Below are 23648 nucleotides of genomic sequence, written 5' to 3'. Positions count from 1 at the left end.
GTCGTCATCCTTGTGGTCGGGCAGCCGCAGTCTGGCCCAGACGCTGCCAGACGTCGACCAGGGCGGAGAAGCGGCGCGCCATGTCGGCAATGGCGGCTTCGTCGTCAATGTCGCCGTCCAGCCAGCGGCGGGCGGCATCGAAGAAGATTGTGCGGCCCACGGCGAAGCCCCGGACGCTCCGGGAGGTGCGCGCGGCGGCGAAGCCGGCTTCGAGCTGCTCCTGCGGGGCGTCGAGCCCGAGCAGCACGACGCCGCGGCAGAACGGGTCGCGAGCCTCTATCACGGCGTCCGTAGCGGCCCAGGCGGCGGGGTTGGCCTGCGGCTCGAGCTTCCACCAGTCGGGCTTGATGGCGGCGTCATAGATTTCGGTCAAAGCGCGGGCGACCGTATCGTCCGCCAGCGGGCCATGCTTGCCGGCGATGATCTCCACCAGCAGTTCGCGGCCGACCTTGCGGGCGGCATCGTAGGCGGAGCGGAGCTTGGCGATCTGCGTCGCCTTCAGCTCGGCGGGATCGTCCGGATGGAAGAAGCAGAGCACCTTGATGCAGTGGTCGACCGGCCACTCCACGAGGCGCGAGCCGAGGTCCTGGGTGAACTCGAACTGCAGCGGCCGAGAGCCGGGCAGTTCGATCGGACGCGCAATCCAGAGGTTACCGGTGCCGCTGGCAGCATAGAGGGCATCGCGGCCGTATTTGTCGTCGATCAGCATGCCGAAACCGTCGCGGCCGGCGGCAACGCGCTTGGCAGCCTCGACCGCCAGCACCTTGAAGTGCGGGATGCGGGCGAGCCGTTCGGCATCGCCGCCGGCGAGGTCTTCCAGTTGCGAGCGGTGGTCGACGGCCAAGGCCATGAGCTGCGGCCGCTCGCGGCGGCGGGTGGTGGCCCAGTGGACGTGGTTGATCGCCTCGTCCTTGCGCAGGGCGCGCTCGCGGCTGCCATGCTCGAGGAAGTAGCTGAGTTCGGTCCAGGTGGGGATTTCTGGCGCGCAAAGCAGGCGGGAGACGGCAAAAGCGCCGCAGGCGTTGGCCCAGGTGGCGGAGGTTTCGTGCGGCTCGCCGCGCAGCCAGCCGCGCAGGAAACCGCTCATGAAGGCGTCACCTGCGCCGAGGACGTTGTAGACCTCGATCGGGAAGCCCTTGCCGACGATGCCCTCCTCGAGGTCATCGGGAATGGGGCCGTCATAGACGATGCAGCCCATTGGCCCGCGCTTCAGGACGATGGTGCCGGAGGACAGGGCCCGGATCGTCCTGAGCGCGGAGGGGAGATCGGACTCGCCGGCGGCAATCAGCACCTCTTCCTCGGTGCCGACGATCAGGTCGCACTCCGGCAGGACGGTCTTGAGATGCGCCGAAACGGTGTCCGAAGCGATATAGCGGCTGTCGCCGGCGTCGTGGCCGGCAAGGCCCCAGAGATTGGGGCGGTAGTCGATGTCGAACACCACCTTGCCGCCACTGGCGCGGGCGATGCGCATGGCCTTGCGCTGGGCGGCGTCGCTGTTGGGGCGGGCGAAGTGGGTACCGGTAACCAGAACGGCACGCGAGGAGCGGATGAAGGCCTCGTCGACATCTTCCTCGGACAGGGCCGCGTCGGCGCAGTTGTCGCGATAGAAGATCAGCGGGAAGGAGTGCTCGTTCTCGACGCTCAGCAGCACCAGGGCCGTCAGCCGGTCGGGATCGGTGACGACGCCGTGGGTGTCGACGCCCTCGCGGACGAGCTGTTCGCGGACGAAGCGGCCCATCTGCTCGTTGCCGACGCGGGTGATCAGGCCCGAGCGCAGGCCGAGGCGTGCGGTGCCGACGGCGATGTTGGTGGGGCAGCCGCCGACGGATTTGGCGAAGCTGCCGACATCCTCGAGCCTTGTGCCGATCTGCTGGCCGTAGAGGTCGACCGAGGCACGGCCGATGGTGATGACGTCGAGCGTCCGGTCACGCTCATCCATCACGCTGGTCAAGGCAGTCCTCCCGAGTGGCCTGTGGGTGGCTTCTGGCAATCATGAAACATGGGTTCTGAACGAGCGTCAATATGGAACGCCTGTTCTACTAACCCTGCCGGCGCTTCTCGGCAATGCTGACGGTCAGCGCCATGGCGAAGGCCATGCTGGCCGAGAGCGAGCGGAAGCCGGCGTGGTCGGCCTCAACCAGTTCGAACCACACGGTCGAGCACTCGGCCAGCGGTGAAAAGGCCGAATCGGTGAGGGACACCACCGGCACGCCGCGCGCCGCCATGCTGCGGGCCTGCACAGCACTTTCCGAGGCGTAGGGCGAGAAGCTGACGGCGAAGGCCGCGTCGTGCTCACCGGCCATGGCCAGCAGGTCGTCGTCGATGCCGGCGGCGGTGCCGACCAATTGGCACTTCACCTTCAGCTTGCCGAAGGCATAGGCCATGTAGCTCGAGATCGGGTAGGAGCGGCGCTTGGCGATCAGGTAAATGGTGTCGGCGCCGGCGAGCAATTCGACCGCTTTATCGAACTGCGCCGGCTCGATTGCGGCGCTCACCGCGTCGAGCGAGCGATGCGCCGCCGACACGAAACCGTTGAAGATGGTGGTGCTCTGCGCCAGCGCCACCCCGCCTTGCTCCAGCGCCCGCAGCCGGTCCTCATAGGACGAGGTGCGCTCACGCAGGCGGGCGCGGAACAGTTGCTGCAGACCGGAAAAACCATCGAAGCCGAAGAGCTGGGCAAAGCGCACCAGGGTCGAGGGCTGCACCTCGGCCGAGGCGGCAATGCTGGCGGCGGTGCCGAAGGCGATGTCGTCGGGATGGTCGAGCGCATAGGCGGCGACCTGGGTCAGGCGCTTGGGCAGTTCGGCACGACGCTCGAGAATGGCGATGCGAAGGGACTCGAAATCGGCGGGCGGCAGCGGGGCAGGGGCCATGAGCACCTCGTTCGGAACGCTCCACTTCTAGGGACCCTCGCGCCGAAATAGAAGGGCCATTCCGGAAACGGAACGGATGGACTATCCCTGTGGCGAGCGAGGGAGGAGCGCATGCAGCAGCGGATCGGGGTCGGACTCATCGGGACCGGCTATATGGGCAAGTGTCATGCGCTTGCCTGGAACAGCGTGCGGCCGGTGTTCGGCGACGGGCCGAAGCCGCGGCTGGTGCACCTGGCGGAGGTGGATGCGGAGCTCGCGGCCCGCCGCGCCGACGAGTTCGGTTTCGAACGGTCCACCGGCGACTGGCGCCAGCTCATCGCCGATCCGGAGGTGGAGGTCGTCTCCATCACCACGCCCAACGCCTTTCATGCCGAGATGGCCGTGGCGGCGCTGGAAGCGGGCAAGCACGTCTGGTGCGAAAAGCCGATGGCGGTGGCGCTGGCTGATGCCGAGCGCATGGAGGCGGAGGCACGAGCCTCCGGCAAGGTCGCGATGCTCGGCTACAACTACATCCAGGGCCCAATGGTGCGGCTGATTGGCGACCTGCTCGCCGCTGGGCGCATCGGTAGGGTGAACCACGTCCGGCTCGAGATGGACGAGGACTTCATGGCCGATCCCGGCACGCCGTTCGGGCTCAAGAGCCTCGCCGAGTCGGGCTATGGCGCCATCGACGATTTCGGCGTCCATCCGCTGAGCCTGCTGCAGGTGTTGCTCGGCCCGGTGCGGCGGGTGATGGCGCACCTGTCGAAGCCCTATGCCGAGCGGCCGGTGCAGGGGGGCGGGCGGCGGGCGGTGGAAACCCACGACGTCGCTAGCATTCTGTTCGAGATGGACAACGAGGTCAGCGGCGTGATGGCGCTGAGCCGCACTGCCTGGGGCCGCAAGGGCCGCATTGCGCTGCAGATCTTCGGCAGTGCCGGCACTATCGTCTTCGACCAGGAGCGCTTCAACGAAGTGCAGATCTATGAGGCGGGCGAGGGCACCACGGCTGGTTTCCGCACCGTGCTCGCCGGGCCGCAGCACCCGCCCTACGACCGGTTCATCCCGGCGCCCGGGCATGGACTCGGCTTTAACGACCTCAAGATCATCGAATGCCATGAACTGCTGCGGGCGATCGGGGGCGAGCCGGCGCGGGTGATCGACTTCACCACCGGGCTTGCGATCGAGCGGACGGTGCATGCGATGGCGCAGAGCCATCGGGAGAGCAGGTGGGTGGAGGTTTGAGGCTCCTCTCAGGAAGAGATCGCCACGAAGTGTGGCGACGTGGCGAGCCCCGGCCGAGAGGGTGAACCCCTCACCCTAACCCTCTCCCTTCGAGGGGAGAGGGGACGCAGGAGGCGAGCAGCCGGAGCTGCTTACGCCACCTTCAGCCGTTGCGGGGTACGGGTCTGCTCGTTCCACAGGATGAAGGTGGAGGCGCCGAGGATCAGCAGGGCGCCCGGCCAGAACCAGACGGCCGGTACCTGCGACAGTACCAGCCAGCCGAGCAGCGTGTTGAGCGGCAGCTTGAGGTCGTCGAAAGGCTGGAGATAGGTCGCGTCGGCCACCTTGTAGGCCAGGCTCAGGAAGTACTGCGCCGCGGCGGTAACCAAGCCCAGCAACAGCACCAGCCACAGCGCGTCACCGGTCGGCGGCACAAAGTCGAATCCGGTGGCGAGGCTCGCGGGCAGCGCACCCGCGGGCAGCACGGCAACCGCAATCCCCAGCACCACACCGATCAGCAGGTGGTTGGGCGTGATCAGCACCAGCATGTAGAGGGTCAGCGATTCCGGAGCTTCGTCGCGGCTGAGATATTTGGTGATCACCGAAACCGAGCCCCAACAGGCCGCGGCCAGGACCGGCAGCACCGAAGCCAGGGTGAACTGCTCGGTGCCCACCTGCGACACCATCACGGCGCCGATGAAGCCGACCACGGTGGCGCCGAGGCGCTGCACGGTCAGCCGTTCGCCCAGGAACAAGGTCGCGCCGGTGATGATGAAGAAGGGCCCCGTCATCGAGAGCGCCACCATCTGCCAGACCGGCACGCCGCTGGCGAAGCCGAAGGCGAAAAACTGCACACCGAGTGCCGACAGCAGCGCCCGCGACTCGTGCCAGAGGGGATGGCGGGTCCTGAGGGCCCCGAAGCCGATGCGGGCGATCAGCGGCAGCGCAAATGCGGTGGCGATCACGTATTGCCAGAATACCGTCGCGGTCGACGGCACGCCCATGCCGTAGGTGATGATCGGGGTGAGGATGTTGGTGATGGCGAAGGTGAGCCCCGCGCCGAGCATGAAGATAGCCCCGAGAACGGGGGCATTGGAGGCAGAGGAAAGCTGGTTCATTTGGCGTCCTTTCCGTAACCAGTTCCCTCAGGGTTACGGGAAGACGCTGCGGCCGGCGGCACGGGGCCACCGGTTCAACGCTCCATCCCGTTCTCTTTCATCCGGACTATACCGTCGGCTCCGGAGTCGCACCGGATCTGCTGACCCCGGCAGAAGCCGGGCGCTCGCGGGCTTGGCGTTGCCGCCTTACCGCCGGTGGGGAATTGCACCCCGCCCTGAGAACGTAAGCGAGACGACATCATCGGCTCGCGACGATAGAAGTAGGGCAGAGGCCCGGCGGTTGCAAGCCTGCTCCTCGGCGTGAACAATCCATCACATGCGGCTGAACGGCGATCATGCCGCATTGCTTTGTGGGCTCCTCCGGCTAGAAGGGGCGGCGAAGGAGCGTCAGCCTCGTGGAATTCTCGTTGCCATTGGTGTTCGGCGCCGGCGTGCTGAGTTTCCTCAGCCCCTGCGTGTTGCCCCTGGTGCCGCCCTATCTCACCTATATGAGCGGCGCGAGCTTCGACCAGTTGCGCGACAGCGGCAACTCCGAGGGCGCGGCGGTGCAGCGCCGCGTCGCCGTGACTTCGCTGTTCTTCATCCTTGGCTTCGGCATCGTCTTCACCACCCTCGGTGCCACTGCCACCGCGTTCGGCCAGGCTTTCCGGCAGGCGCTGCCGATCCTGACGCCGATTGCCGGCGTGGTGATCATCGCCATGGGCCTGCATTTCCTCGGCGTCTATCGCATCGCGCTGCTCGACCGGCAGTTGCGCCACCAAGGACCGGGCGTCGCCAGCGGACCGTTGGGCGGGTTCCTGCTCGGCCTGGCGTTCGCCATCGGCTGGACCCCCTGCATCGGCCCGGTGCTCGCGGCCGTGCTGTCGGTCGCGGCGAGCGGCGAGACCGCCTGGGATGGCGCGGGGCTCCTCGCGCTCTATTCGCTGGGACTCGGCGTTCCCTTCTTCCTTGCGGGCATCGCCATCGGGCCGTTCCTGACCTTTTTCAACGGCTTCAAGCGGCATCTGCGCCGGGTAGAGCAGGTGATGGGCGGATTGCTGGTGCTTACCGGTGTGCTGTTCCTCACCGGCAACTTCACTCGCATCTCCTACTGGTTCCTCGAAACCTTCCCGGTCCTCGCCACCTTCGGCTAGATCAGCTTCAGCGCCTTGAGCGAGGCATGGCCGGCCTTGCCGATGATGATGTGGTCGTGCAGCGTTATGCCAAGCGGCCGCGCGACGTCGGCGATCTCGCGCGTCATCCGCACGTCAGCCGAAGACGGGGAGGGGTCTCCTGACGGGTGATTGTGCACCAGGATCAGCGCCGTGGCCGACAGTTCCAGCGAGCGCTTGATGACCTCCCGGGGATAGACCGGGGTGTGATCGACGGTACCGGTCTGCTGCACTTCATCGGCTATCAGCCGGTTCTTCTTGTCGAGGAACAGGATGCGGAACTGCTCGACCGACGCATAGGCCATCTGGCTGCGGCAGTATTCGATCAATTCGGTCCATGAGGACAGGATCGGTTTTTCCCTGTCCAGCCGGTCCCGCCCGAACCGGGCGGCCACGGCCTGGATCACCTTGATGTGGGCGACGGAGGTCGGGCCGAGGCCGTCCACCGCTTCGAGCCGGGCCTGGCTGGCATTGAACACCCCCGAAAAAGAGCCGAACTCGCGCAGCAGCGTCTTCGCCAATGCTTTGGTGTCGCGGCGCGGGATGGCCAGTTGCAGCGCCAGTTCCAGCAACTCGTAGTCTTCCAGCGCGTCGCCCCCGAGCTTGAGGAAGCGTTCGCGCACGCGCTGGCGGTGCCCGGCATGGTCTGAACTGGCGACGGGAGGTGTAATCGGCGCTTCCGCGAACTCGTCCCCCCGGTCGCTCATCAGGCGGCTTTCCGAGCTGCGAGTGGGTTGAACAGATTGCCCGGCGAGAGGGTGAAGATCTCGCAGCCGGTCTCGGTGATGCCGATCGTGTGCTCGCATTGCGAGGACAGCGTCCGATCACGGGTCACCGCGGTCCAGCCGTCCGACAGAATCTTCACATGCGGGCGCCCGAGATTGATCATCGGCTCGATCGTGAAGATCATCCCAGCCCGCAGCGGCACGCCGGTTCCGGGCGTACCGAAGTGCATGATGTTGGGCTCGTCATGGAACAGCCGGCCGACGCCGTGGCCGACGAAGTCGCGCACCACGCTCATCCGCTCGGTTTCGGCGAGCACCTGGATGGCCGCCCCGATATCGCCGGTGGTGTTGCCCGGCTTCGCGGCCGCGATGCCGGCTTCGAGGCTGGCATAGGTGACCTCGATCAGCCGTTCGGCCTTCCGAGAAATCTCGCCCACCGGATACATGCGGCTCGAATCGCCGTGCCAGCCGTCCACCACCAGCGTGAGGTCGATGTTGACGATGTCGCCCTCGCGCAGTGGCCGCTGGTCGGGGATGCCGTGGCAGACCACGTGGTTGATCGAGGTGCAGGTGGCGTGCCGGTAGCCCTTGTAGAAGATGGTGGCGGGCACCGCGCCGTGATCCCGCGCGAATTCGTAGGCCACCTTGTCGATGGTCGCGGTCGGTACGCCCGGCTCGACATATTCGGTCAGCACGTCGAGCGCGGCCGCCGTCAACTGCCCGGCACGGCGCATGCCCTCGAAACCTTCCTCGCCGTGCAGGGGGATCACCCCCGGGGTGCGGCGAAGGCGTGGGCTGGCGTCGACAAAGGTGATCATGAGGTACTCCGGAAGGCACCATCAAAATAGTATCGACTGGCGGGCAAGGAAAGCCTTGCCGGTCCCGCTTGACGCAATCGGCACCCCGGCGCATTGCTGTGCGCCTTCAGCCTACGGAACCACCATGTCCGATACCTCCCGCGTCACCGCTGGCCTCGTCGTCATCGGCGATGAAATCCTCTCCGGCCGCACCAAGGACGTCAATATCGGCGCCGTCGCCGAATTCTGCACCGATCTCGGCATCGACCTCACCGAAGTCCGCGTCGTCGCCGACGAGATGGACGACATCGTCGCTGCGGTGAACGCCCTCCGCGCACGCTACACCTATGTCTTCACCACCGGCGGTATCGGGCCCACGCATGACGACATCACCGCCGATGCCATCGCCCGGGCTTTTGGTGTCGACCTGCCGATCAATCCGGAAGCGCGGGCCATGCTCGAGGCGCGCTGGCAGCAGACCGGCACCGAAGTCAACGAGGCGCGGCTACGCATGGCCCGCATTCCCGAAGGGGCTAGCCTGATCGTCAACGCCGTCAGCGCCGCGCCCGGCTTCCGCATCGGCAATGTTCATGTGATGGCGGGCGTGCCGGTGATCATGCGCGCCATGCTCGAGGCCATCGCGCCGACCCTGCAAGGCGGGCGCAAGGTGCAGTCCGTCACCGTCAAGGCCGCGGTGGGGGAGGGCACTATCGGCAGTCCTTTGGCGGCGCTCCAGGAGGAGTTCCCGGACGTCAAGATGGGCAGCTATCCGCAGATGGGACACGGCCGTGTCATGACGGAACTGGTGCTGCGCTCCCACGATGAAGCGCGGCTGGAGCAGGCGGCGGGGCGGGTGCGGGCGATGGTGGCCGAAGCGCATCGGAAAGCCGGAGTCACGCCGCCGGACGAGGCCTATTGAACGCCAGCGCATTGGCGGCAGCCCGCCTGTTTGCTAAGGACGAACCAAGCCCCTTGGGAGAAGCCAGTTTGACCAGCCCGAACCAGAAGTCGTTTCCCGTGACCTGGGATCAGTTCCACCGCGACAGCCGCGCCCTGGCCTGGCGGCTTGCCGCCAATGGCGGCTATGACGCCGTGGTGGCGATCGCCCGCGGCGGCCTCGTGCCGGCGGCCATCGTTGCCCGTGAACTCAATATCCGCACCGTCGAGACGGTGGCGGTGAAGAGCTACGACCACCAGAACCAGGGCATGATCAAGGTGCTCAAGGAGATCAGCCAGCCGGTGCTCGAAATCGCCAAGGGCGGCGGCAAGGTGCTGATCGTCGACGATCTCGTCGATACCGGCGGCACTGCGCGCGTTGTCCGCGAAATGCTGCCCGGAGCCCACTTCGCCACGGTCTACGCCAAGCCCAAGGGCCGGGACCTGGTCGACACCTTCATCACCGAAGTGAGCCAGGACACCTGGATATTCTTCCCCTGGGATCTCGACGTGGCCTATGTCGCCCCGATCTCCGGAGGCACCGACTAAGCCTCGCGCGGGCGTGGTGGAATGGTAGACACACCGGACTTAAAATCCGGAGGGGGTATCCCCGTGCGGGTTCAAGTCCCGCCGCCCGCACCAGAATGCGTTTGACGCCCGGTCAGGGCACGTCGTCGGGACGGGCGGGACCACCTTCGGTTTCGAGCCGCAGCAACTGCTTGACGTCCTGACGGGTGAATTTGAGCCGTACGCCGGCGCCAAGCCCGTCGGACTCTTCGATCACGAACACCCCGAAGCGCTCGAGCGCTTGCGTCAGCCCGGGCACGTCGTCCTCATTGATCCAGGCGCTGCCCTTGGATTCGACCGTCTGCAGGCGTTCGGTGGTGATCCCGGCAGCCTTGGCGAAGTCATCGCGGCTGACGCCGGCCAGCACCCGCGCTGCTGCCACCAGACGCCCCGTGAGTTTTCCGCTTTCCGACATGCTGAACTCCATGCTCGTTGCTGCTTTTCGCCAGCATGGCACGAGAGCATGGCCAAAGACAGCCGGCTAGCTCTGCCTCTCGGGTGAGCCGGCGTTGGCGCCTTCTTCGGCCGCGGCATCCGCATCGAGCTTCTGCTGCAGCCGGTCCCGGAACAGCGTGGCCCGCGCCAACAGCATCAGCGTCACCGGGGTGGTGATGCTCATGAACGCAAAGATCGCCAGTTCGGGGAAGATCGCGCGGCCTTCGGTGAAGGTGAAGTAGAGTGCCGAGGTGAGCAGGATCAGCCCGCCGCCCATGCTGGTGCCCATGGTGGGGGAGTGCATGCGCAGGTAGAAGCTGTTGAGCCGCACGAGGCCGAAGCAGCCGGCCAGTGTCAGCGCCGCGCCCATGAGCACGCAGACCGACAGCAATACCGCGAGCCACAGGGGAAGATCGGCCATCACTCGATCACCTCCCCGCGCATCAGGAACTTGGCGAGCGCGACCGTGCCGACGAAACCAAGCAGGCCGATCAGCATGGCCAGCTCGAAATAGATGTGACTCGAGGTGCGGATGCCCTGCGCGATCAGCAGCAACAGGGCCACGACGTAGATGGCGTCGAGCGCGAGAATCCGGTCCTGCGCGCGCGGACCGAACACCATGCGGTAGAGCGCCAGCAGCATCGCAAGTGCCAGCATCACCTGCGCCGCCAACAGGCTCCAGGACAGAATGGCCACGCTCATTGGAGCAACTCCATCAGCGGTTGTTCGTAGCGGGTCTTCAGTGTCCGCACCCATTCCTCCTCGTCCACCAGGTCGAAGACGTGGATCAGCACCATGCTGCGCGTGCGGTCGTATTCGAGCCAGGCGCTGCCGGGGATGGCGGTGACGAGGCAGGCGAGCACAGACAAACCGAACGGATGGGTCAGTTCGAGGTCCACCTCGACGAAACCCGCCGTGGGCTTGGCATCGGGATGGATCAGCACCCAGAACACGGCGAGGTTGGACCGCACAATGTCGATGCTGGCATGGGCGAGGATCTTCAGGACCGCCAAGGGACGCCGGAAGATCACCTGCTCGGGCAGGAGTGGTGCCACCGCCACCGGAATGACCAGCGCCAGCAGAGCTCCGAGCAGCAGGTGCCCGAGCCCGGCCGATTGCTGGAACAGCAGCCAGAGCCCAAGCAGCATGGCCGACAGGACGGGATGGGGGAGAAGCCGTTGCCTCATGGGACGACCTCCCCACTGCCGAGCACGCCGGTGATGTAGATCTCGGGGTTGTGCAGGTTGCCGGCCGTGCTCGCCAGGATGTCGATGATGGGTCCAGCCAACATCGTCGCAATCACGCACAGCGCCAGCAGCAGCACCACCGGTATGATTTCCAGCAACCGGACGCGGATGCCGGTTTCCGGCATCGAGGTCCAGAAGATGTTGATGCCGTTGCGAACCATGGCGATCAGCACCAGCAGGCCCGACCCGATTACCGCGGCGGCAAACCACCAGGTCTGCGGACCAGGATGCTCCACTGCCGTGAAGGCGGAGGAGATCATCACGAACTTGGACAGAAACCCGGCGAGCGGCGGCAGGCCCGCAAGCACCAGGGCCACGATGGCGAAGCACCAGCTGATCAGGGCGGCACCGGCAGGCACGGTGGGGCTCACCTCCTCGTCCTCGTCGATCTCGTCCTCGTCGTCCTCACCATAGAATTCCAGCGAGATGGCGAGCACCTGCGCTTCGGCCGGCAAGGCCTGGTCGATGATGTCCTTGAGCAGGAAAAGAGCGCCGGCGGCAAGGGTTGCAACGATCAGGTAAAGCAGTGCGCCCGCCGTGACACCCGGCACATCATAGGCGGCAGCGAGCAGCATCGTTCCGGCCGAGACCAGGAGCAGATAGCTCGCCAGCCGGTCGAGCGCCTTGGACGACAGCGCCCCGATGCTGCCATAGGCAAGCGTGACGAGTCCAATGACGAACAGGGCAAGCTCCCCGAAATCGCTGCCGGCAAAGGCCAGCGTCTTGAGGCGCAGGACGGCGTAGAACCCCACCTTGGTCATGATGGCGAACAGCGCCGCCACCGGCGGAGCGGCAGCCGAATAGGCCGGCGGCAACCAGAAGTGCATGGGCCAGGCGCCCGCCTTCACCAGGAAGGCGATGCCCAGCACCGACGCGCCCACCTCGAACAGGATGCGCGGGTCGCCCTCGAGGCTCATCGCCCGCCGCGCGACGTCCGCCATGTTGAGCGTTCCGGTCGCCCCGTAGATCAAGGCGACGCCGATCAGGAACAGCGAGGACGCAACGAGGTTGACGGCGATGTAGTGCAGTGCCGAGCGCACGCGGTTGCGGCCGCTGCCATGCAGCACGAGGCCGTAGGAAGCGGCCAGCAGCAGCTCGAAGAAGACGAAGAGGTTGAACAGGTCGCCGGTGAGAAAGGCGCCGTTCAGTCCCATGGTGAGGGCGTGGAACAGGGGGAAGAAGGCCGTGCCGCGGCGGTACCAGCGCGCCGTGGCGAACAGGAGGGCCGCCAGCGCCAGTACCGAGGTGGTCACCACCATCACGGCCGCCAACCGGTCGGCCACGAAGACGATGCCGAACGGGATCGGCCAGTTGCCGAAGCTGTAGACGGCCATGGCCGTCTCGCCACCGGTCATCAGCCCCGCCAGCAAGGCGCCCGAGACCAGCAGCAGGACGATGCTGAAGGCGATGTTGATGCCCAGGATGCGGCCGCGGCCATCGCCGAGCACCAGATTGGCAATCACCGCAGCCATGGGAACGAGGACGGGCAGGACCGCCAGGGTCGTCAGGTCCATGCCTCAGTTCCCCCTGCCGTCAACATGGTCGTTGCCCGAGAAGCCGCGGGCGGCCAGCAGAACAACGAGGAACAGGGCCGTCATGGCAAAGCCGATGACGATGGCGGTCAGCACCAGCGCCTGCGGTACCGGATCGGCATAGTCCGCAGCATTTACCGCACCGTGCTCGATGATCGGCGGTGCGCCGACGCGGAGACGTCCCATGGCGAGGATGAACAGGTTCACGCCATAGGAGATGATCGACAGCCCGATGATCACCTGAAAGGTGCGCGGGCGCAGCACCAGGTAAACCCCGGATGCAATCAGCACGCCGATGGCAAGCGAGAGAATCAGCTCCATTGGTCGGACTTCTGGATCTGGCGACGGCGGGCCGGCGCGGCGGGTTGCGGTTTACGGATGGACTGGTGCGCGAGGGCGACCAGCATCAGCATGGTGGCGCCGACCACCAGCACGAACACACCGAGATCGAACAGCAGGGCCGAGGCCATCGGCACCTTCCCGATCCACGGCAGGTCGGCATAGGCGAAGGCGGAGGTGAGGAACGGATAGCCGAGCAGCATGGCGCCGAGGCCGGTGAGCAGGGCCAGCAGCAGGCCCCATCCGACCCAGAGCATGGGCCGGATGCGAAGCCGCGATTCCACCCAGCGCGTACCGCCAGCCATGTATTGCAGGATGAACGCCAGGGACAGGATGATCCCGGCGATGAACCCGCCGCCCGGCAGGTCGTGCCCGCGCAGGAACATGTAGAGGGCGATCAGGATCACCACCGGGAAGATCCAGCGCATCATGTAGGATGGCACCAGCAGGTACTCGGCAACGTCACGGCCACTTTCGTCCTTGGCAGCGAACGCCTCCTGCACCTGCTGCTGCTCGGGGCGCTCAAGGCTGTCCGCGGCCGGGCGGAACCGTCGCAGCAGCGCGAACACGGTGATCGCCACCATGCCCAGAACGGTGATTTCGCCCAGCGTGTCGAAGCCGCGGAAATCCACCAGCATGACGTTGACCACATTGGTCCCGCCGCCCTGGACATAGGCGTTCTCGAGGAAGAAGCTGGATATCCCGTCACCGGGCTGGCTGGTCATCACCGCGTAGCTCATGGTGGCCACGCCGAGGCCCACGATCCCCGCCAATAGGGCATCGCGGAAGCGGCGGAAGCGGACGCGCCAACTGACGTCCTCGGGCACGGGCAGCCGCTTGGGCAGCCAGCGCAGACCAAGCAGGATCAGCACCGTGGTGGCGATTTCAGCCAGCAACTGGGTCAGCGCCAGATCGGGAGCCGACAGCCAGGCAAAGGTGATGCAGGTGGCCAGCCCGGCGCCGCCGAGCAGGATCATGGCCGCCAGCCGATGATACTTCGCCTGCTGGGCCGCTGCCACCGCGCTCAATCCGCCGAGTGCCCACAGCAGCGCGAACACCGGATCGAACTCGCGGGGCAGGGGAAGTTGCCCCAGCCGGGCCCAGCCGGCGCCGACGCCCGCCGCGAGCGCCACTGCGACGACGAGGAAGATCTGTGTCTGCAGCCTCTTGGTGCCGAGCGCCGCCGTCAGGCGCACGGCCCATTTGTTGGTGGCGGTGAGCAGGATGCGCTCGAAGATGCGCTGGCCTCTGAGGCGACGCAGCAGTGGGACGCCGTCGACATTGCGCAGGCGGCGATAGTAGGAAATGTAGATTACCGTGCCGCCCGCCATGGCGATCAGGCTCATCACCAGCGGCAGGTTGAAGCCGTGCCAGACCGACAGGCTGTAGTAGGGCACGTCCGGCCCCAGCACGGCGGTCACCGCGGCAGCGAGATAGGGTCCGATGGTGATGCCGGGAACGATGCCGACCGCCAGGCAGGCCAGCACCAGCAATTCGATCGGGCGGCGCATCAATGGCGGTGGTTCGTGCGGGGTGCGATCCAGGTCCGTCGCCGGCGGCCCGAAGAACACCCCGTGCACGAACTTGATCGAGTAAGCGACGCTCAACATGCTGGCGAGCGTCGCCACGATCGGCAGCGACAGGTTGACGAACGGATTGGGGTCGAACTCGGCCGTTTCGGTGAAGAACATCTCCTTCGAGAGGAACCCGTTCAAGAGCGGCACGCCGGCCATGGCGCCGCTGGCGATGATCGCGAGCGCGGAGGTGAAAGGCAGCGCCTTCCGCAAGCCGCTGAGCTTGCGGATGTCGCGCGTGCCGGTCTCGTGGTCGATGATGCCCACCGCCATGAACAGCGACGCCTTGAAGGTGGCGTGGTTGGCGATGTGGAAGATGGCCGCCACCGCGGCCAGCGGTGTCCCCATGCCGAGCAGAGTGGTGATCAGCCCGAGATGGCTGATGGTGGAATAGGCGAGCAGGCCTTTGAGATCGCGCTGGAAAAGCGAGGTATAGGCGCCGACCAGCAGCGTGATCAGCCCGGTATAGGTGACCACCCAGAACCACAGGTCCGACTGCGACATCACCGGCCAGAAGCGGGCCATGAGGAACACGCCCAGCTTCACCATGGTGGCAGAGTGCAGATAGGCCGACACCGGCGTCGGTGCCGTCATGGCATTTGGCAGCCAGAACTGGAACGGGAACTGCGCGCTCTTGGTGAAGGCGCCGATCAGGAACAGCACCAGCGTGACGGGGTAGAGCTCATGCTGAACGATCAGCGAGCCCGAGGCGAGCACGTCGTCGAGCTGGTAGCTGCCTACGATATGGCCCACCAGCAGCATGGCGAAGAACAGCGCCAGCCCGCCGGCACCGGTCACGATCAACGCCATGCGGGCGCCGTCGCGGGCGTCGCCACGGTGATACCAGTAGCCGATCAGCAGGAATGAGACGAGGCTGGTGACCTCCCAGAAGATGGCGAGCTGGATGATGTTGCCCGACAGGACGACGCCGATCATCGAGCCCATGAAGGCCAGCAGCAGCGAATAAAGGCGATGCACCGGATCGCGCGGCGACATGTAGTAGCGCGCATAGAGCACCACCAGCAGGCCGATGAAGGTGATCAGGATGCAGAACAGCCAGCCGAGCCCGTCGAGCCTGAAATCCAGGTTGAGGCCGGCCATGGGGATCCACTCGGTCCCCACCCGCAGCACTCCGCCGTCTGCCACCGAAGGAAAAGCCGCGACGGTCAGCACGAATCCGATAGCGGCGACACAGCCGGCCAGCCACGCGGCGCCATTGCGCGCCGAGGTGGGCAGCAATATCGCCACGACGCTGGCGGCAAAAGGCAGCGCCCAAAGCAGAGTAATGATCAGTTCGGACATGCGGGCAACCTAAGGAACTCGATCCAGCAGCACAATGACCGGGGGAGCGACAGGCTGCCCTTTGGGCCTGATTTTCAGTCCAAAAATATCGTTATGACGTCCCACTTCACCCGAAATGCCACCCGGTCTTGCCGCGCCGGTGTACTCAACCCTAAGCTCGTCCTGAATTCGACCGATGCGACACCAACGATTGGCTCGGTTCGAATCGCCGGTGAGGCAAGGAGAGAGCGAAATGAATGACACAGGCTGGCCGGTTATCCCGCCGCGCCGGATCCTGCTGGCCACCGATCTCAGTGCCCAGTCGGACCGCGCCCTCGACCGGGCCCTGCAATTGGCCCGGACATGGAACGCCGAACTGGTGGCGGTGCATGCCATCGAGCAGGCGGAGGCATGGCGCGATCCCGCGCGCATTCCCTCCTGGCACAATCCGCCCGACCTCACGAGGCGCGTCGAGGATCAACTGCGCGACGATCTCGGCGGCGTCGCTTCCCTGCGCATACGCGTCGTCGAGCAGCCTGCTGCGGAAGCCATTCTGGCTGCGGCCACCGCAGACCAGTGCGATCTGATCGTTGTCGGAGATGGCCGCCACCGGCCACTGGGCGGTCTCGGCGCCACGCTGAGCGAGCTGTTCAGGACCTCACCCGTCTCCGTGCTCGTCGCCAAGCAGAGGGTGCGCAGCCCGTACCAGCGATTGCTGGTGGGCACCGACTTCACCGACGAGGCCTTGATCGGCTTCGAGATCGCGGCACGGCTGTTCCCATCGGCGCGGTTCACCCTCATGCACGCCTTTGACCTCCCCTACCGCTCGCTGCTCGCCGACAACAGCCTGAGCCGCGACTTCCAGTCGATGGAGCGCGAGACCATCAACGAATTCGTCGGCAAGGCGCAGTTGCCGCAATCGGTTCGCGACACGCTCGAAACGCTGGTCGAGCACGGCCCGCCATCCGAGATGCTCTACCGCTATGCCTGGGATCACCAGGTTGATCTCACCGTCATCGGCGCCTATGAGCGCGGCCGTCTGTTCCACGCACTGCTCGGCGGGGAGGGGCCGCGGATTCTCGAGTCGGTCACCAGCGACATCCTGGTGGTGCGGCCACCGGGCGGCGCTGCCGCTGCCGAGGCGTAGAAGGCGTGTCCTCGGAACCGGGCGCTCGCTCCTCTGCCGCGGTGGACATCGTGCGAAAGGTCTCGCTCGCTAACGCTTCGCTAGGCTATGGCGACAATGGCCTGATCTTCGAGGTCCATGATCCGCTGCCCGAAGCGTTGTGGCAGCATCCACAGCAGTTCTGGTCGCCTGTCCTGTCGTCCCGCATCCCGGGACTCCGTGGAGTCTGGATCAAGTACGAGGGCAGCCACATCAGCGGCTCCTTCAAGGACCGGATCATTCGCGCCACCCTGGCGGCGCTGCTGGAAAAGCACCCCGACTGCTCAGGTATCGTCGTGCCCTCGAGCGGCAACGCTGCCGTGTCCGCTGCCGTGTTTGCGGCGCGGCACCAGCTACCGATGATTGCGATCGTGCCGGAAGGCACGCCCGACGCCCGCATGCTGCCGATCCTTGCTCGCGGCGCCGCAGTGCTGCGGGCTGGAGAGGGGCCAAGCGCCTCCTACGCGCTGGCCTATCGGATCGCCTCCGAACTTGGCTACTTCCCGCTTCTGTCGACCTTCGCCTCCCCCTGGGCGGAGTGGGGCTGTCGCGCCATCGGGCGTGAACTCGCCGTGCAACTGCCGCAGGTGCAGCATGTGGTTGCCCCGGTGAGCGCCGGCCCGGTGCTGGTCGGCACGATCAACGGCTTGCGCGAAGCAGGGCATCCTGCCGTGTTCCCGGTTGCCATTCAGGCGCAGGGCTGCGCGCCCATCGCCGCCGCCTTCCGCGCCGGCAGCGACCATGTCGTGCCGTGGCAGCAGCCCGTCACCACCGCTGCAGGAGCCATCGCTGACCGGCTGGAGGGCTATCCGCAGGACGGTACCCGTGTGCTGTCGCTGCTGCGCCAGCATGGCGGCCTTGCCGATGCTGTCAGTGACGAGGCCATGGCTTACGCGCGGGCGGCGCTTCTGCGCTACGACGGACTCGATGCGGAGTTTTCGGCATGTGCTGCCGTCGCCTGGCTGATGGGTGCGCCTGATCGAGTCCGCCCGGGTACTGTCGCCATCGTCACCGCCTCGGGCTTCAAGCACACCTTTGCCGGCGACGTGCCGGTGGCATCGCCGAACCACGCTGCTATAGAGGGCCGACTTCGGCACCTGTTGCCGCCCGGCGCGTCTTTCCTGTGAGGTTCTCTTGACCATCGAATCCATCTCCACCGGCATCGTGCCATCATCCGCTCCCGTCAGCGACGCGGTGCGGGCCGGCAAGCAGGTCTGGCTCGTCGCCATCGCCGAGGACCCGGAGACGGGCGCCATTGTCGATGGCGGCATCGAGGGGCAGACCCGGCGTACGCTGGAGAACCTCGACATGGCCGTCCGCGCCGCCGGCGGCACGCTCGCCAACGTCGTGCAGGTGCAGGTATTTCTGATCGACAGCGCCGATGCGGCGGGAATGAACGCCGTTTACCGCGAGTTCTTCGCCGCGCCCTATCCGGTCCGCGCCACCGTCGTGGTCAAGGAATTGCTCGCCAAGGGGCTCAGGGTGGAGATGCTGGCGACGGCGGTTCTCGACTGATGCTGCTCAAGCGCGAACTTGTCGAAGACATCCGTGCCGGCAAGGTGGACCTGATCTTCCGCCGCTGGAGCCGCCCCACCGTCAAGGCCGGTGGTACGCTGAAGACCAGGCTGGGTACCCTCGCCATCAAGGCGATCGACGATCTCAAGCCCGAAGACGTCACGCCGGAGGAGGCGCGCCGCGCCGGCTTCGCCGACCTCGACGACTTTCACCGCTGGCTGGCGACCATGAAGCCGGGCCACCTGTTCCAGCGCATCACCGTCGGCTGGCTCGCCGACGCAGAATAGCTACTCGGCCGGTTCGGCCTGCTTCACCGCGAACTCCACCACGCCCTTGCGGGTGGCGACGAGGCCGATGCGGCCGTGCTTGATGTCGAGCGCCTTCTCGCCGAACAGCTTGCGCCGCCAGCCGCGCATCGCCGGCACGTCGGCCTCGTCGTCGAGCACGATGGCGTCGATGTCGTCCGAGGTGGCGATGATCCGCGCCGCCACCCCGTGCTGCTCGGACACCGATTTCAGCAGCACGCGCAGCAGGTCGCCCACGGCGCCTTTGGGGGAGGGGCCACGATAGCGCTCCGGCGCCGGCGGCAGCGCCGATTTCGGCAGGGCCTCGACCTCCTTGAGCAGCGCCATGATCTCGGCAGCCGCGGAACTGCGGCCATAGCCGCGCGGCACCGCGCGCAGCTTCTCGAACGCGTCGGGCGTCAGCGGTCGCTGCTGCGCCAGTTCGAACAGCACGTCGTCCTTGAGGATGCGGCTGCGCGGCTGGTCCGTCTCCTGCGCCTTGCGCTCGCGCCACTCGGCGAGCTTCTGCAGCGCCGCCAGGTCACGCGGCCGGTTGACCTTCATCTTGAGCCGCTCCCAGGCGCGCTCCGGCCGGATCACATAGGTGTCGATGTTGCGCAGGATGCCGAGCTCATCCTCCACCCAGTCCCACCGCTTTGTGCGGTCCACCTGCTCGCGCAGTTCGCGATAGATGTCGCGCAGATGAGTCACGTCCGCGATGGCATAAAGCCGCTGCTTCTCCGACAGTGGCCGCGCCGACCAGTCGGTGAAGCGGCTCGACTTGTCGAGCTCGATCTTGACGATCGAGCGCACCAGATTGTCGTAGGAGATGCTGTCGCCGAAGCCGCAGACGCTGGCGGCGATCTGGGTGTCGAAGATATTGTGCGGCACCTCGCCAGTCAGCTTGACGAAGATTTCCACGTCCTGCCGCGCGGCGTGGAACACCTTGGTAACGTTGGGATTGGCCAGGAGGGTGAAGAACGGCGCGAGATCCAGCCCCGGGGCCAGTGGATCGATCAGCACCGCCTCGTCATCCGTTGCCGCCTGAATGAGGCACAGCTTCGGCCAGTAGGTCGTCTCTCGCAGGAATTCGGTGTCGACGGTTACGAAGTCAAACTTCTGCGCGCGCTCGCAGAAATCCGCGAGCACGTTCGTAGTGGTGATCAGATCCATACTGTGGTCCGTCAAACTTCCGTCTCAAAAAAGCCGGTATTCTTCCTAGCAGGCTCGCGCCCTGCGCTCCAACGATTTTCCGGCGGCCGCCGGATGTTGCTCCATCAGGCCCGCGAGACCGCCCCGCCTTGACAAGGCCGGGGCTGCGTGTGCTTTACCCGCCCCAGATTCCGCTGTTTCCCAGAGTATGCCATGACCCTCCACCGCTATCGCTCGCACACCTGTGGCGCGTTGACCGACGCCGATGCGGGTCAGACCGTGCGCCTCAGCGGCTGGGTCCACCGCATCCGCGATCATGGCGGGCTGCTGTTCATCGACCTGCGCGACCACTACGGCGTCACCCAGTGCGTCATCGATCCCGATTCCCCGGCCTTTGCCGAGGCGGAGAAGGTCCGCTCCGAATGGGTCCTGCGCATCGATGGCGAGGTCAAGCTGCGCGACGCCGCCGCAGTGAACCCCAACATCGCCACCGGCAAGGTGGAAGTGTTCATCCGCGAACTGGAAGTGCTGTCGGCCGCGAAAGAGTTGCCGCTGCCGGTGTTCGGCGATCAGGAATATCCGGAAGACATCCGCCTGCGCTACCGCTTCCTCGACCTGCGCCGCGAGAAGCTCCACGCCAACATCGTCAAGCGCACGCAGATTATCTCGGCGATGCGCACGGGCATGGGCGGCGCCGGCTTCACCGAATTCTCGACCCCGATCCTCACCGCGTCCTCGCCCGAGGGTGCGCGCGACTTCCTGGTGCCGAGCCGCATCCACCCCGGCAAGTTCTTCGCCCTGCCGCAGGCGCCGCAGCAGTACAAGCAGTTGCTGATGGTGGCTGGCTTCGACCGCTACTTCCAGGTCGCCCCCTGTTTCCGCGACGAGGATCCGCGTGCCGACCGTCTGCCGGGCGAGTTCTACCAGCTCGACCTCGAGATGAGCTTCGTCACCCAGGAAGACGTGTGGAACACTGTCGAGCCGGTGATGACGAGCGTGTTCGAGCAGTTTGCCGACGGCAAGCGCGTCACCCGCAACTGGCCGCGCATTCCCTACGACACCGCCATCCGCAAGTACGGCTCGGACAAGCCTGACCTGCGCAACCCGATCGAGATGGTGGCGGTCACCGAGCACTTCGCCGGCTCCGGCTTCAAGGTGTTCGCCAACCAGATCGAAGCCGACCCGAAGGTGGAAGTCTGGGCCATTCCGGCCAAGAACAAGGCTGGCGCCGAGCCGATCGGCCGCGCCTTCTGCGACCGCATGAATGCCTGGGCGCAGGGCGAAGGCCAGCCGGGTCTTGGCTATATCTTCTTCAAGGACGGCGCCGGGTCCGGTCCGATTGCCAAGAACATCGGCGAGGAGCGGACCGCCGCGCTCAAGGCCCAGCTTGGCCTCGAAGATGGTGACGCCGTCTTCTTCGTCGCCGGCCGCCCCGAGAAGTTCTACAAGTTCGCCGGCGAGGCCCGCACCAAGGTCGGGACCGACCTCGGCGTGGTGGACACCGAGCAGTTCGCGCTGTGCTGGATCGTCGACTTCCCGTTCTACGAGTGGAGCGAGGAAGAAAAGCGCATCGACTTCGCGCACAACCCCTTCTCGATGCCGCAGGGCGGTCTCGAGGCGCTCAACACGCAGGACCCGCTGACGCTCAAGGCCTATCAGTACGACGCGGTCTGCAACGGCTACGAGATCGCCTCCGGCTCTATCCGTAACCAGGAGCCCGAGACCATGGTCAAGGCGTTCGAGCTCACCGGCAAGTCGCGCGAGGAAGTGGAAGAGCAGTTCGGCGGCCTCTACCGGGCCTTCCAGTATGGCGCTCCGCCGCATGGTGGCGCCGCCTTCGGCATCGACCGCATCGTCATGCTGCTGTGCGGCGTGCAGAACCTGCGCGAGATCACCGCCTTCCCGATGAACCAGCAGGCCGAGGACCTGCTGATGGGCGCGCCGAGCCCGGCCGACAACAAGCAGTTGCGCGAGCTCAGCATCCGCCTCAACGTTCAGTAGCCGCTCACCGGCGGTTAACCAGGCTTAATGGTGCGTTAACATCGCACTGCTACCGCTGAGGCACTGGTCGTCCTCGTCGGATTCGCACTGTGCGGTCGCGCTATTCAAATGCCCTGATGCTGATCGGCGCGATCCTTGCGTTCGCGCCGATCCTCGCGGTCGACTACTTGCTCGACTCCTATGTGCGGGTCCGCGAAAAGGCGACGTCGCAACTCTATACCGCCGCCCTTGCCTCACAGATAGAAACCGCCGTGCAGGAGTCGGTCACGACGCTACGGACCATCCTCGCCGACAGTCCCTCACTCTGTACGCCGACATTCCTCGCCAACGCGCAGGCGGCGATGGAATCCAGCCTCAACGTCAAGCAGGTTCTGGTCGAGAATGCCGATGGGGTGCAGTACTGCGATGCCGTCGGTCGCACGGTGCAGTATTCGCCGCTGTCGGAAGACCTGCCAATCCCGGGTCAGACGGAAACCGTTGCGGTGGTGATGTTGGGCAACCTCGACATCCCGGCTTTCAAGATCACACAGGCATTCGGCACGACCCGAGACGTGTCGGTTTTCCTGCCGCTGCTGGGGCAGGGGACCGAAGCCATCGCGCGAGGCATGCGGAGCGGCGCCATGCTGCGCGTGGTCCTCGCCAATGGCGATCCGGTGCTGAGTGTGGGGGATGCCGATTCCTTTGACAGGCGAGCCAACAGCTCCGAGTTTGTGCACGGTCAGGCCTTCGCAGGAGAACTGCCCCTCAAGGTGGAGTACGCCGCGCCGTTCGCCATGACGCGCGCCGACTATGTGGATCTCGATGTCGGCTTTACCGTCGTCGCCTGCCTGATGAGTGCCGCCTTCCTGGTGCTGGCGCTGCAGTATGTTCGACGTTCCCGCGTGCCGGCGTTCGATCTCGAGCGCGCCATCGCCCGCGGCGAGATCAAGCCCTACTACCAGCCCGTGATCAACCTGCGCACCGGCGTGCTCGAGGGTTGCGAGGTGCTGTGCCGTTGGGAGAAGAAGAATGGCAAGGTCGTGCCGCCCGGCGCCTTTATCGACTATGCCGAGGTGACGGGCCTCGCCATTCCCATGACCCTGTCGCTGATGCAGCAGGTGAAATACGACTTGAGCGACCTGGCGCGAATGATGCCGGACCTCAAGATCTCCATCAATCTGTTCGAGGGGCACTTCCGCGACGGCAGCATTGTCGACGACGTGCAGGCGATTTTTGGCAACTCCGCCATCAGCTACCGCCAACTTGTGTTCGAGATCACCGAGCGCCACCCGCTCGGGAACTCCGCCGTGGCACAGAGTGTGATCTCGGGGCTGCACGCGCTCGGCGCGAGGGTCGCGCTCGACGATGCCGGCACCGGGCACTCGAACCTGGCCTATATCGGCACGCTCGGCTGCGACATCATCAAGATCGACCGCATCTTCATCGACATGATCAAGCCCGGCACCACGCAGGTTCCGGTCCTCGACGGCCTCATCGCCATGGCCAAGGACCTCAACTGCGAGATCGTGGCCGAGGGCGTCGAGACGGAAGAGCAGGCGCTCTATCTGCGTGCTCACGGGGTGCTTCAGGCGCAGGGCTTCATCTTCGCGCCGGCACTGAAGATCGGCGCCTTCCGTGAACTGGCGACCGCCCTGCACACCACCGCCACCCCCCGCGCCCGCATCAACGAGATCGTTGAGGCCGCCGCTGCGTGAGTTCAGCGCGACAGGGCAAGTTTGCCTTTTCATCGACGCCGTTTGATGGCACCAACGCC

At 65.9% G+C, this 23648-nt stretch carries 23 protein-coding genes, 1 tRNA gene and 1 riboswitch; of the genes, 11 read left to right on the top strand and 13 right to left on the bottom strand.

The window, feature by feature from the left end; all coding sequences use genetic code 11:
• Positions 1 to 4: 4 nt before the first annotated feature.
• A complete protein-coding gene (locus tag ACFSX5_RS01580) occupies positions 5 to 1939 on the bottom strand; it encodes a bifunctional 5-dehydro-2-deoxygluconokinase/5-dehydro-2-deoxyphosphogluconate aldolase (RefSeq protein ID WP_386835548.1) in 1935 nt (644 codons plus the stop codon).
• A gap of 100 nt (positions 1940 to 2039) precedes the next feature.
• Complete coding sequence (locus tag ACFSX5_RS01575; protein ID WP_386831134.1) at positions 2040 to 2873, bottom strand: MurR/RpiR family transcriptional regulator; 834 nt, start codon at positions 2871 to 2873, stop codon at positions 2040 to 2042.
• Between the two features lie 111 nt (positions 2874 to 2984).
• Between ACFSX5_RS01575 and ACFSX5_RS01570 the strand changes: the two genes are divergently transcribed.
• The gene (locus tag ACFSX5_RS01570; protein ID WP_386831132.1) at positions 2985 to 4097 is read left to right on the top strand and encodes a Gfo/Idh/MocA family protein; all 1113 of its coding nucleotides are present in this window, start codon (positions 2985 to 2987) and stop codon (positions 4095 to 4097) included.
• 131 nt (positions 4098 to 4228) lie between these two features.
• On the opposite strand, the gene ACFSX5_RS01565 is transcribed toward ACFSX5_RS01570, so the two are convergent.
• On the bottom strand, positions 4229 to 5194 hold the full coding sequence (locus ACFSX5_RS01565; protein WP_386831130.1) for a DMT family transporter: 966 nt from the start codon (positions 5192 to 5194) through the stop codon (positions 4229 to 4231).
• Between the two features lie 85 nt (positions 5195 to 5279).
• Positions 5280 to 5421: riboswitch (FMN riboswitch) on the bottom strand.
• Between the two features lie 168 nt (positions 5422 to 5589).
• On the opposite strand from ACFSX5_RS01565, the gene ACFSX5_RS01560 reads away from it, so the two are divergent.
• A complete protein-coding gene (locus tag ACFSX5_RS01560; RefSeq protein ID WP_386831129.1) occupies positions 5590 to 6327 on the top strand; it encodes a cytochrome c biogenesis CcdA family protein in 738 nt (245 codons plus the stop codon).
• On the opposite strand, the gene radC is transcribed toward ACFSX5_RS01560, so the two are convergent.
• Both radC and map read right to left on the bottom strand, forming a co-directional pair.
• Positions 6324 to 7052, bottom strand: coding sequence for a RadC family protein (gene radC, locus ACFSX5_RS01555; RefSeq protein WP_386831127.1), 729 nt, complete (start codon positions 7050 to 7052; stop codon positions 6324 to 6326). The two genes, ACFSX5_RS01560 and radC, sit on opposite strands and share 4 nt — an antisense overlap.
• A complete protein-coding gene (map, locus tag ACFSX5_RS01550; protein WP_386831125.1) occupies positions 7052 to 7888 on the bottom strand; it encodes a type I methionyl aminopeptidase in 837 nt (278 codons plus the stop codon). The genes radC and map overlap by 1 nt, the downstream gene beginning before the upstream one ends.
• A 124-nt stretch (positions 7889 to 8012) precedes the next feature.
• On the opposite strand from map, the gene ACFSX5_RS01545 reads away from it, so the two are divergent.
• From ACFSX5_RS01545 to ACFSX5_RS01535, 3 genes are all read left to right on the top strand, one after another.
• Positions 8013 to 8786 (top strand): competence/damage-inducible protein A, encoded by a 774-nt coding sequence (locus ACFSX5_RS01545; RefSeq protein WP_386831123.1) that lies wholly within the window; start codon positions 8013 to 8015, stop codon positions 8784 to 8786.
• A gap of 68 nt (positions 8787 to 8854) precedes the next feature.
• Entirely contained in the window at positions 8855 to 9352 is a 498-nt protein-coding gene (gene gpt / locus ACFSX5_RS01540) for a xanthine phosphoribosyltransferase (RefSeq protein ID WP_386831121.1), read from the top strand.
• Positions 9353 to 9359: 7 nt separating this feature from the next.
• Positions 9360 to 9445, top strand: a tRNA-Leu gene (locus tag ACFSX5_RS01535).
• 19 nt (positions 9446 to 9464) lie between these two features.
• On the opposite strand, the gene ACFSX5_RS01530 is transcribed toward ACFSX5_RS01535, so the two are convergent.
• The 7 genes from ACFSX5_RS01530 to ACFSX5_RS01500 form a co-directional block, all read right to left on the bottom strand.
• Positions 9465 to 9785 carry an XRE family transcriptional regulator gene (locus ACFSX5_RS01530; RefSeq protein WP_386831119.1) on the bottom strand — a complete coding sequence of 107 codons (321 nt, stop codon included), beginning with the start codon at positions 9783 to 9785 and terminating at the stop codon, positions 9465 to 9467.
• A gap of 66 nt (positions 9786 to 9851) precedes the next feature.
• Positions 9852 to 10226, bottom strand: a complete 375-nt coding sequence (gene mnhG, locus ACFSX5_RS01525) for a monovalent cation/H(+) antiporter subunit G (RefSeq protein ID WP_386831117.1) — start codon at positions 10224 to 10226, stop codon at positions 9852 to 9854.
• Positions 10226 to 10507, bottom strand: a complete 282-nt coding sequence (locus tag ACFSX5_RS01520; RefSeq protein ID WP_386831115.1) for a K+/H+ antiporter subunit F — start codon at positions 10505 to 10507, stop codon at positions 10226 to 10228. The genes mnhG and ACFSX5_RS01520 overlap by 1 nt, the downstream gene beginning before the upstream one ends.
• Positions 10504 to 10992 (bottom strand): Na+/H+ antiporter subunit E, encoded by a 489-nt coding sequence (locus ACFSX5_RS01515; protein ID WP_386831113.1) that lies wholly within the window; start codon positions 10990 to 10992, stop codon positions 10504 to 10506. Before ACFSX5_RS01515 ends, ACFSX5_RS01520 begins: the two co-directional genes overlap by 4 nt.
• Positions 10989 to 12566, bottom strand: a complete 1578-nt coding sequence (locus ACFSX5_RS01510) for a monovalent cation/H+ antiporter subunit D (protein WP_386831111.1) — start codon at positions 12564 to 12566, stop codon at positions 10989 to 10991. Before ACFSX5_RS01510 ends, ACFSX5_RS01515 begins: the two co-directional genes overlap by 4 nt.
• A gap of 3 nt (positions 12567 to 12569) precedes the next feature.
• Complete coding sequence (locus ACFSX5_RS01505; RefSeq protein WP_386831109.1) at positions 12570 to 12905, bottom strand: Na+/H+ antiporter subunit C; 336 nt, start codon at positions 12903 to 12905, stop codon at positions 12570 to 12572.
• A complete protein-coding gene (locus ACFSX5_RS01500) occupies positions 12896 to 15799 on the bottom strand; it encodes a monovalent cation/H+ antiporter subunit A (RefSeq protein ID WP_386831107.1) in 2904 nt (967 codons plus the stop codon). The genes ACFSX5_RS01505 and ACFSX5_RS01500 overlap by 10 nt, the downstream gene beginning before the upstream one ends.
• 232 nt (positions 15800 to 16031) lie before the next feature.
• On the opposite strand from ACFSX5_RS01500, the gene ACFSX5_RS01495 reads away from it, so the two are divergent.
• The 4 genes from ACFSX5_RS01495 to ACFSX5_RS01480 are packed head-to-tail and all read left to right on the top strand — an operon-like array spanning position 16032 to position 18745.
• The gene (locus ACFSX5_RS01495; RefSeq protein WP_386831105.1) at positions 16032 to 16925 is read left to right on the top strand and encodes a universal stress protein; all 894 of its coding nucleotides are present in this window, start codon (positions 16032 to 16034) and stop codon (positions 16923 to 16925) included.
• 5 nt (positions 16926 to 16930) lie between these two features.
• Positions 16931 to 18070: a pyridoxal-phosphate dependent enzyme gene (locus tag ACFSX5_RS01490; protein WP_386831103.1), complete on the top strand. Its 1140-nt coding sequence runs from the start codon at positions 16931 to 16933 to the stop codon at positions 18068 to 18070.
• A 7-nt stretch (positions 18071 to 18077) separates the two neighbouring features.
• Positions 18078 to 18458, top strand: coding sequence for a RidA family protein (locus tag ACFSX5_RS01485; protein ID WP_386831101.1), 381 nt, complete (start codon positions 18078 to 18080; stop codon positions 18456 to 18458).
• Positions 18458 to 18745, top strand: coding sequence for a hypothetical protein (locus ACFSX5_RS01480; protein ID WP_386831099.1), 288 nt, complete (start codon positions 18458 to 18460; stop codon positions 18743 to 18745). The genes ACFSX5_RS01485 and ACFSX5_RS01480 overlap by 1 nt, the downstream gene beginning before the upstream one ends.
• On the opposite strand, the gene rnd is transcribed toward ACFSX5_RS01480, so the two are convergent.
• Complete coding sequence (gene rnd, locus ACFSX5_RS01475) at positions 18746 to 19915, bottom strand: ribonuclease D (protein ID WP_386831097.1); 1170 nt, start codon at positions 19913 to 19915, stop codon at positions 18746 to 18748.
• 192 nt (positions 19916 to 20107) lie between these two features.
• Between rnd and aspS the strand changes: the two genes are divergently transcribed.
• Both aspS and ACFSX5_RS01465 read left to right on the top strand, forming a co-directional pair.
• Positions 20108 to 21895: an aspartate--tRNA ligase gene (gene aspS, locus ACFSX5_RS01470; protein WP_386831095.1), complete on the top strand. Its 1788-nt coding sequence runs from the start codon at positions 20108 to 20110 to the stop codon at positions 21893 to 21895.
• Between the two features lie 89 nt (positions 21896 to 21984).
• Positions 21985 to 23589: an EAL domain-containing protein gene (locus ACFSX5_RS01465; RefSeq protein WP_386831093.1), complete on the top strand. Its 1605-nt coding sequence runs from the start codon at positions 21985 to 21987 to the stop codon at positions 23587 to 23589.
• The last annotated feature ends 59 nt before the right edge of the window (positions 23590 to 23648 follow it).

This window comes from Devosia albogilva (genome assembly GCF_042685625.1).
Lineage (GTDB): Bacteria > Pseudomonadota > Alphaproteobacteria > Rhizobiales > Devosiaceae > Devosia > Devosia albogilva.
The sequence above is the reverse complement of the archived record's forward strand: the minus strand, read 5'-3'. Positions and strand labels throughout refer to the sequence as shown.

What these genes read in the sequence shown, in the direction of transcription:
- ACFSX5_RS01580 (WP_386835548.1), bottom strand. Translation starts at nt 1,939, where the DNA reads ATGGATGAGCGTGACCGGACGCTCGACGTCATCACCATCGGCCGTGCC.
- ACFSX5_RS01575 (WP_386831134.1), bottom strand. Translation starts at nt 2,873, where the DNA reads ATGGCCCCTGCCCCGCTGCCGCCCGCCGATTTCGAGTCCCTTCGCATC.
- ACFSX5_RS01570 (WP_386831132.1), top strand. Translation starts at nt 2,985, where the DNA reads ATGCAGCAGCGGATCGGGGTCGGACTCATCGGGACCGGCTATATGGGC.
- ACFSX5_RS01565 (WP_386831130.1), bottom strand. Translation starts at nt 5,194, where the DNA reads ATGAACCAGCTTTCCTCTGCCTCCAATGCCCCCGTTCTCGGGGCTATC.
- radC (WP_386831127.1), bottom strand. Translation starts at nt 7,052, where the DNA reads ATGAGCGACCGGGGGGACGAGTTCGCGGAAGCGCCGATTACACCTCCC.
- map (WP_386831125.1), bottom strand. Translation starts at nt 7,888, where the DNA reads ATGATCACCTTTGTCGACGCCAGCCCACGCCTTCGCCGCACCCCGGGG.
- ACFSX5_RS01545 (WP_386831123.1), top strand. Translation starts at nt 8,013, where the DNA reads ATGTCCGATACCTCCCGCGTCACCGCTGGCCTCGTCGTCATCGGCGAT.
- ACFSX5_RS01530 (WP_386831119.1), bottom strand. Translation starts at nt 9,785, where the DNA reads ATGTCGGAAAGCGGAAAACTCACGGGGCGTCTGGTGGCAGCAGCGCGG.
- mnhG (WP_386831117.1), bottom strand. Translation starts at nt 10,226, where the DNA reads ATGGCCGATCTTCCCCTGTGGCTCGCGGTATTGCTGTCGGTCTGCGTG.
- ACFSX5_RS01520 (WP_386831115.1), bottom strand. Translation starts at nt 10,507, where the DNA reads ATGAGCGTGGCCATTCTGTCCTGGAGCCTGTTGGCGGCGCAGGTGATG.
- ACFSX5_RS01515 (WP_386831113.1), bottom strand. Translation starts at nt 10,992, where the DNA reads ATGAGGCAACGGCTTCTCCCCCATCCCGTCCTGTCGGCCATGCTGCTT.
- ACFSX5_RS01510 (WP_386831111.1), bottom strand. Translation starts at nt 12,566, where the DNA reads ATGGACCTGACGACCCTGGCGGTCCTGCCCGTCCTCGTTCCCATGGCT.
- ACFSX5_RS01505 (WP_386831109.1), bottom strand. Translation starts at nt 12,905, where the DNA reads ATGGAGCTGATTCTCTCGCTTGCCATCGGCGTGCTGATTGCATCCGGG.
- ACFSX5_RS01500 (WP_386831107.1), bottom strand. Translation starts at nt 15,799, where the DNA reads ATGTCCGAACTGATCATTACTCTGCTTTGGGCGCTGCCTTTTGCCGCC.
- ACFSX5_RS01495 (WP_386831105.1), top strand. Translation starts at nt 16,032, where the DNA reads ATGAATGACACAGGCTGGCCGGTTATCCCGCCGCGCCGGATCCTGCTG.
- ACFSX5_RS01480 (WP_386831099.1), top strand. Translation starts at nt 18,458, where the DNA reads ATGCTGCTCAAGCGCGAACTTGTCGAAGACATCCGTGCCGGCAAGGTG.
- rnd (WP_386831097.1), bottom strand. Translation starts at nt 19,915, where the DNA reads ATGGATCTGATCACCACTACGAACGTGCTCGCGGATTTCTGCGAGCGC.
- aspS (WP_386831095.1), top strand. Translation starts at nt 20,108, where the DNA reads ATGACCCTCCACCGCTATCGCTCGCACACCTGTGGCGCGTTGACCGAC.